5 protein-coding genes are annotated in these 5,939 nt (G+C 59.4%); all 5 read left to right on the top strand.

The window, feature by feature from the left end:
• Positions 1–1,282 (top strand): amidohydrolase family protein (locus RJQ10_RS07835; protein ID WP_350145331.1); only part of this gene is annotated, 1,282 nt, incomplete at its 5' end.
• 2 nt (positions 1,283–1,284) lie between these two features.
• Positions 1,285–2,724 (top strand): acyl-CoA thioester hydrolase/BAAT C-terminal domain-containing protein, encoded by a 1,440-nt coding sequence (locus RJQ10_RS07830; RefSeq protein WP_350145329.1) that lies wholly within the window; start codon positions 1,285–1,287, stop codon positions 2,722–2,724.
• 6 nt (positions 2,725–2,730) lie between these two features.
• Positions 2,731–4,176, top strand: a complete 1,446-nt coding sequence (locus tag RJQ10_RS07825) for an amidohydrolase family protein (protein WP_350145327.1) — start codon at positions 2,731–2,733, stop codon at positions 4,174–4,176.
• On the top strand, positions 4,173–4,748 hold the full coding sequence (locus RJQ10_RS07820) for an RNA polymerase sigma factor (protein WP_350145325.1): 576 nt from the start codon (positions 4,173–4,175) through the stop codon (positions 4,746–4,748). Before RJQ10_RS07825 ends, RJQ10_RS07820 begins: the two co-directional genes overlap by 4 nt.
• Positions 4,741–5,745, top strand: coding sequence for a FecR family protein (locus RJQ10_RS07815; protein ID WP_350145323.1), 1,005 nt, complete (start codon positions 4,741–4,743; stop codon positions 5,743–5,745). The genes RJQ10_RS07820 and RJQ10_RS07815 overlap by 8 nt, the downstream gene beginning before the upstream one ends.
• Positions 5,746–5,939: the final 194 nt, after the last annotated feature.

The raw sequence follows: 5,939 nt of genomic DNA, 5'->3' as shown, positions 1-5,939 counted from the left end.
GGGCGAGCGCATCACATCCATCACTTCAGGTGATGACCTACCGAAGAGTGAGGGTGTGAAGATTATTGATGGCGGTGGCTCATACCTGGTGCCGGGCCTGATGGATATGCACTACCACCTTATGATCCCTGAGCATGCAACGCTCAATATGCTGAGGGGTGTGACAACGATACGCAACATGTGGGGTAATCCCCAGACTCTAGCCTGGAGGGCTGCTGTAGAGGAAGGAACTTTGCCCGGTGCAAGAGTAATCACGGCCGGTGCAATTATCGACGGATCGCCGGCAATTCAGGCTGGTCCGGAATTGACAGACCCCAGGGAAGCCGATCTGTTTGTCCTGAAGCAGAAAAGGGCCGGTTATGATTTCGTCAAGACCTATTCGCGACTGCAGCCAGACGTATTCACGGCCATTCTTGAGGCGGGTCGCAAGAACCGCATGGAAATCGCAGGGCACGTTCCCCAGGATGTCCCCATGCTTGAAGCCATCAGGGGCGGGATGCGCACGTCTGAGCACATGATCGGCGTACTCTGGGCCGTCGCTAGAGACCGTTCACTCCCCAATCCAAGTCTGAGTCCCTATGACGACAGGGCAAAAGCGTTGTTGCTGAGGCTGGCCGCAGGTGAAGTTTCCGCCGACGATTTCATCGACCCGGAGCGTGTCCGGGAGCTTGCTCGCGTTGCTCGCAGCGAGGGGCACTGGTTTGTACCGACGATCCGCGTCATGCGCAACTTCACCACAGATCCTGTGCCGTGGATTGATGGTATTGATGATTTTTTTGGTCCTTTCATGAAACCCTATATTGATCTGATGAAGGAGGGCAAAGTCGCCGAGACATTCTTCAAGCTCTCTGAAGAGCACCAGCGCGCTGAAGACGTCCATCTGAGACTCCAGGGTGAGGCACTGCTGGCGCTATACGAGGCGGGAGCACCCATTCTGGCGGGTACGGATAGCTTTCCAGCGGCAGCCGGCACAGTTCTGGTTGACGAGATGCTCTCACTGCACACACTTGGCATGTCCATTCCAGACGTGCTTCGAGCCGCCACGCTTGAACCAGCACGCTATCTGCGTCAAGAGGGGAATCTTGGTGAGGTTCGCCCAGGCCTGATCGCAGACCTTGTTCTGGTTGAAGGGAACCCCCTCGAGGATCTTGGTGTGCTGAGGAATCCGCTGGGGGTTGCCAAGGCCGGTGAGTGGTACCCACGCGCGACGATTGAGCAAATGCTTGCAGAGCTCGCGGCGGTAATCGCGTCCAAGTCTGCCAACGACTCAGAGCATAAGTGACGATGAAAGGGCGGGTCTCTATTGATTTGCGCCGCATGCTCCGAATTTCACATCCGTTACTCGCGATGGCGATTTTCTTTGCCTCTGCCGCGATCGCGCAGACGTTGTCGGTTGTGCCGGAGGAGCGATTGTTTCTCGAGCCAGGGCATGTCGAGTTGGCTGGGGCACTTCCGGGGGGAGGAGTCACCATTGACTCGGTGTTTGTCGATGAGGCGGGGCATTCCTGGGCTGCCAGAGGAACTTACTTTGCCTCACCAGAAGGTCGGGTGAACACCGGCGAAGATGCTTCCGTCACCGGGACTTACACAGGGGTCGATGCTCGCGGTCTCATCTGGTCTGCGCTCCCGGTCGGAAGCGAGGGTATCGAGAAATGCCAATCGGCGGAATGTTTGCCTGCCGGTGCACCGAGCATGCCTGCCATTGATGTGATGAAACCGGTAAGCATCACTTACACGGCAACGTATCAGCGCGGCATCGACAGCACGACTACTGCGACGACCACGGGGAAGCAGACGGCCCGCTTCGCGGCGCCGGGCGTGATCCGGGAAGAGTTGCGTGGCGGCGATCTCCGGGGAGTCGTGTTTCGCGCTCCCGGCCCCGGGCCGAAGCAGCCGGTGTTGGTGGTGACCGGATCCGGCGGCGGGGTCAATGAACGCACCGCCGCCTTGCTCGCTTCCCATGGTTTTCTCGCTCTAGCCCTGGCCCACTTCAACTACGACGGCCGGCCGGATGCGCTCAGGGAAATCCCGCTGGAGTATTTTCATGGTGCGATGGACTGGCTGCAGGCCGAGTCCGGCATGGAAAAGATCGGTCTTTCAGGCGGCTCCCGGGGAGGAGAGCTGGTTCTGCTACTCGGGGCAACCTGGCCGGAACGCGTCGGCGCTATCGTGGCCGGCGTGCCTTCGAACGTTGTGTGGGGTGGGTGCTGCGGCGCCGACGATGTCGCCAGACCTGCATGGACGCTTGAGGGTAAGCCCGTGCCTTTCGCAAGTTATGGCTTTGAAGAGGGTGAGAGTTTCGAGGGAGCGAGCCGCGATATCGACTGGCGCCGGTTGTACTTGCCGGCAATGCTGGAGGCAACAACCGGCGCTATACCTGTCGAACGCATAACCGCGCCGATCCTGATTATTTCAGGTCAGGCAGATGCGTTGTGGCCCAGCAGCATCGCGTCCTACAAGGTCGAGCAGCGACTTGTCGAGGCCGGCAAAAGTGGAAGACTCAAGCGCATCGATTTCCCGGGTGTCGGCCATTTCGCGGCCTTTCCCGTCATCGTGACTTCACTTCTGGGAGACATGACGCATGATGTTGCGGAGGCATCTATTTCGATGGGAGGTACACCGCAGATGAACGCCAGTGCTGCAGTTTCAGGATTCAAGGAGCAGGTCGCCTTCTTCCGGCAAAACCTGCGCACAGCAAATGAACAGCGGAATGAACTGGAGTAGGAGAAAATGAAAAGCAAGCGATTCACTCAATCCCGTGTCGCAGGATTTCTCCTGTTCACCTTTTTCCTGCAGGCTACTGAAGGCGTCCTTGCAGATGACCTCTTGTTCCGCAATGTTCATGTGGTGGACGTGCGTACAGGTACTGTCCTCGAGGACCGGGCGGTGCGCATCGAGGGCGAGCGGATCACTGCCGTAATACCTGATGTAGAGGCGGTGAATGATGCGGGTGCTACCGTTATCGACGCCAAAGGCGGCTACCTTGCCCCAGGTCTCATGGACATGCACGTTCACCTGCAAGTGAGAGAGCACGCGACAATGAACCTGCTGCGCGGCGTCACCACCGTGCGCAACATGTGGGGGAACCCGGAAACGCTGGCCTGGAAGGCCGCGGTGGAGGAGGGGGCTTTGCCCGGCGCAAGGATTGTTACCTCCGGTGCCCTGGTCGACGGCGAGCCGCCCATCTGGGAGGGCAGTGTGGTGATGACGGACCCGGCGGATGCCGATGCCTTTGTATTGGGTCAGAAGCGCGCCGGCTATGATTTCGTCAAGGTGTATTCCCGTCTGAAGCCCGAGGTATTCAGTGCGCTGCTGGACGCGGGTGCCAGACACGACATGGAGATATCGGGACACGTGGCGCAGGATGTGCCCCTGATTGACGCTATCGCCGGTGGTATGCGGACCTCCGAGCACCTCATAGGCGTGCTGCATGCGGTCGCCGCAGACCGCTCACTGCCCAATCCCAGCCTGTCTCCCAAAGATGATCGCGCCAAGGAACTCGTGCTGAAGCTCGGCGCGGGAGAAGTGTCAGCGGAGGGCTTTATTGACCCCATCCGCCTCGAGGCGGTGGCAGCGGCGGCTCGGGGCGCCGGGCACTGGTTTGTGCCAACGACACAGATCATGCGTAATTTCTCAACTGATCCAGTACCTTACATTGACGGCATGGAACGCTTCATGGGGCCCATGGAGAGGGACATATTGCCGCTGATAAAGGACGGTACCGTTGGCAAGGTGTTCTTCAACATGGAGCCCGCACATCAAGTCGGCGAGGATGTCCATCAGAGGCTGCGCCGGCAAGCCATCCTCAAGCTCTACAACGCCGGTGCGCCGATGCTGGTCGGTACCGACAGCTACCAGTCTGCCGCCGGGACAGTGACCATCGACGAGATGCTGTCCCTGCACGCCCTTGGCATCCCCAATAAATCCGTCCTGCGTGCTGCAACGCTGGAACCGGCGCGCTACCTTGGTCGGGAGGGTGAACTCGGCGAGATGCGCGAGGGTGCGATAGCGGATCTGATTCTGCTTAACCGCAATCCACTTGAAGATCTTGCTGCCCTAAAGGATCTGAAGGGGGTGGTGAAGGCCGGGGTCTGGTATGACAGCAAGAGGATTGATGCAATGCTAGATGACATGGCGTCGGCGTTTGCAGCGCCGAGCGCTCAGGAAGAGACTTGAAGCCCTCGAGCATTTCCATTGCCTTTATCGAGCACCAGGGCTTTCTCCGGCGTTTCCTGGGCAGGTTTCTAACGGACCCCCGGGATGTCGAAGACGTTTCCCAGGAAGCCTATCTGCGAGCCTTCCAGGCAGAGCAGACACAGACCGTGCGTTCCCCCAAAGCCTTTCTTTTTCGGGTTGCCAAGAATCTCGCCCTCAACGAGCTCTCCACACGATCACGAGCACTGACCGACTACATCGAGGAGGCCTCCGGTGCAGGCGAGCCCTCGGCCTCGCACTGCCTCGAGGAGCAGCTGCAGGGTGAGCAGCGACTGGCTCTGTTCTCTCGCGCTGCCGCGCGCCTGCCGCCGCAGTGTCGACGCGCTTTTCTCATGCGCAAGGTGTATGGTTATACCCATCGAGAGATTGCCGACCGGCTGGGTGTGTCGACCAGTACCGTCGAAAAGCATATCGCAACCGGGCTGTATCGCTGCAGTCAGTTCATGGCGGCAATGGAGGGTGACGGCAGTGGCCTCGTGAGTGACAGCGATGCTGCTTCAATGAAAACGAAGGGTCGCAGGGATTGTGTCTGACATCAGGAGTCTGTCTCGTTCTGACATCGATCTGGAGGCGTGCGCGTGGATTGCACAGCTGGATGGTGCAAAGCCGTCCGCGGCCGATATCGAGGCCCTCCGCGAATGGATGAATAGAAGCCCGCGACACAGGGAAGCGCTCGAGCGCTTGTCCCACCTCTGGGGCGAATTGAATGTGCTGACAGAGCTCGCCGTACCTCCGCGGCCGGTTCGTCACGATCGACGGCTTGCGCGGCCCCTATTCGCTGGCATGCTTGCAATAATCGCCGTTGCCGCGCTCTTTATTACCTACTGGTTCGACCAGGCAGTGCCGTCGTCTCCGATCCTTTACGCGACCGCCGTCGGCGAACAGCGCAGCGTTGCACTTCCTGATGGATCCTCGGTGCAGCTCAATACGGCAAGCCAACTACGGGTTGCTTACCGTGGTGAAGTGAGGGAACTGCACCTATTGGCGGGAGAAGCCTACTTTGAGGTGGCACACGAGGCCGGACGTCCCTTCATCGTATGGGTCGGCGGGCGCAGTGTACGCGCTGTGGGCACGGCCTTCTCGGTGCGACGCGAAACGCAGGGGCTGAGACTGTTGGTTACAGAGGGCATCGTTGAATTGGCGGAGGGGGGCGGTAAGCCAGAGGAAAGCATAGACCGGCACGGGCGCAGTGCTGTACTGGGTACCGTGAAGAGAGGCCAGCGGGTTCGCCTGGCAGAGACCGTGGAGACCGCCGAGCCTGTTTCGGACGAACAGATCGCCAGGGAGCTGGCCTGGCGCCAGGGTATGCTCTCCTTTGCAGGCGAGCCGTTGGCGGTGGTCATTGGCGAGATCGGTAGGTACACGGAAACACACTTCGTTATAGAGGACCCAGAGCTTCGTAACCTGCGTATTGGTGGCTATTTCCGGATTGGCGATACCGACGCCATGCTCGATACCCTCGCTTCCGGTTTCCCGATTGAGGTTGAGCGCGTCGACGATAGCACCGTCCTCCTGCGTCCATCGCAGTGAAGTTTCACTATGGTTCCGGAATCTCTATGGGGGTTTTTCTCCGCTCACTTGTCTACTGGGGGACGCAGGACGTGAGGTCCGGGTGGAGCAGACTGATAAAAGTGATTGCGCTATCGCCTCTGCTGCTGGCAGGGGCAGTTGCAAGTGCTGATGATAAGCGTTTCCACCTGGAGATTCCGGTGCAGCGGCTGGAC

Origin of the sequence: Haliea sp. (genome assembly GCF_040222615.1) — a bacterium.
Lineage (GTDB): Bacteria > Pseudomonadota > Gammaproteobacteria > Pseudomonadales > Halieaceae > Haliea.
This window is presented reverse-complemented; position numbering and strand designations above follow the sequence as displayed.

Coding starts and splice junctions, on each gene's coding strand:
- RJQ10_RS07830 (WP_350145329.1), top strand. CDS start 1,285: ATGAAAGGGCGGGTCTCTATTGATTTGCGCCGCATGCTCCGAATTTCA.
- RJQ10_RS07825 (WP_350145327.1), top strand. CDS start 2,731: ATGAAAAGCAAGCGATTCACTCAATCCCGTGTCGCAGGATTTCTCCTG.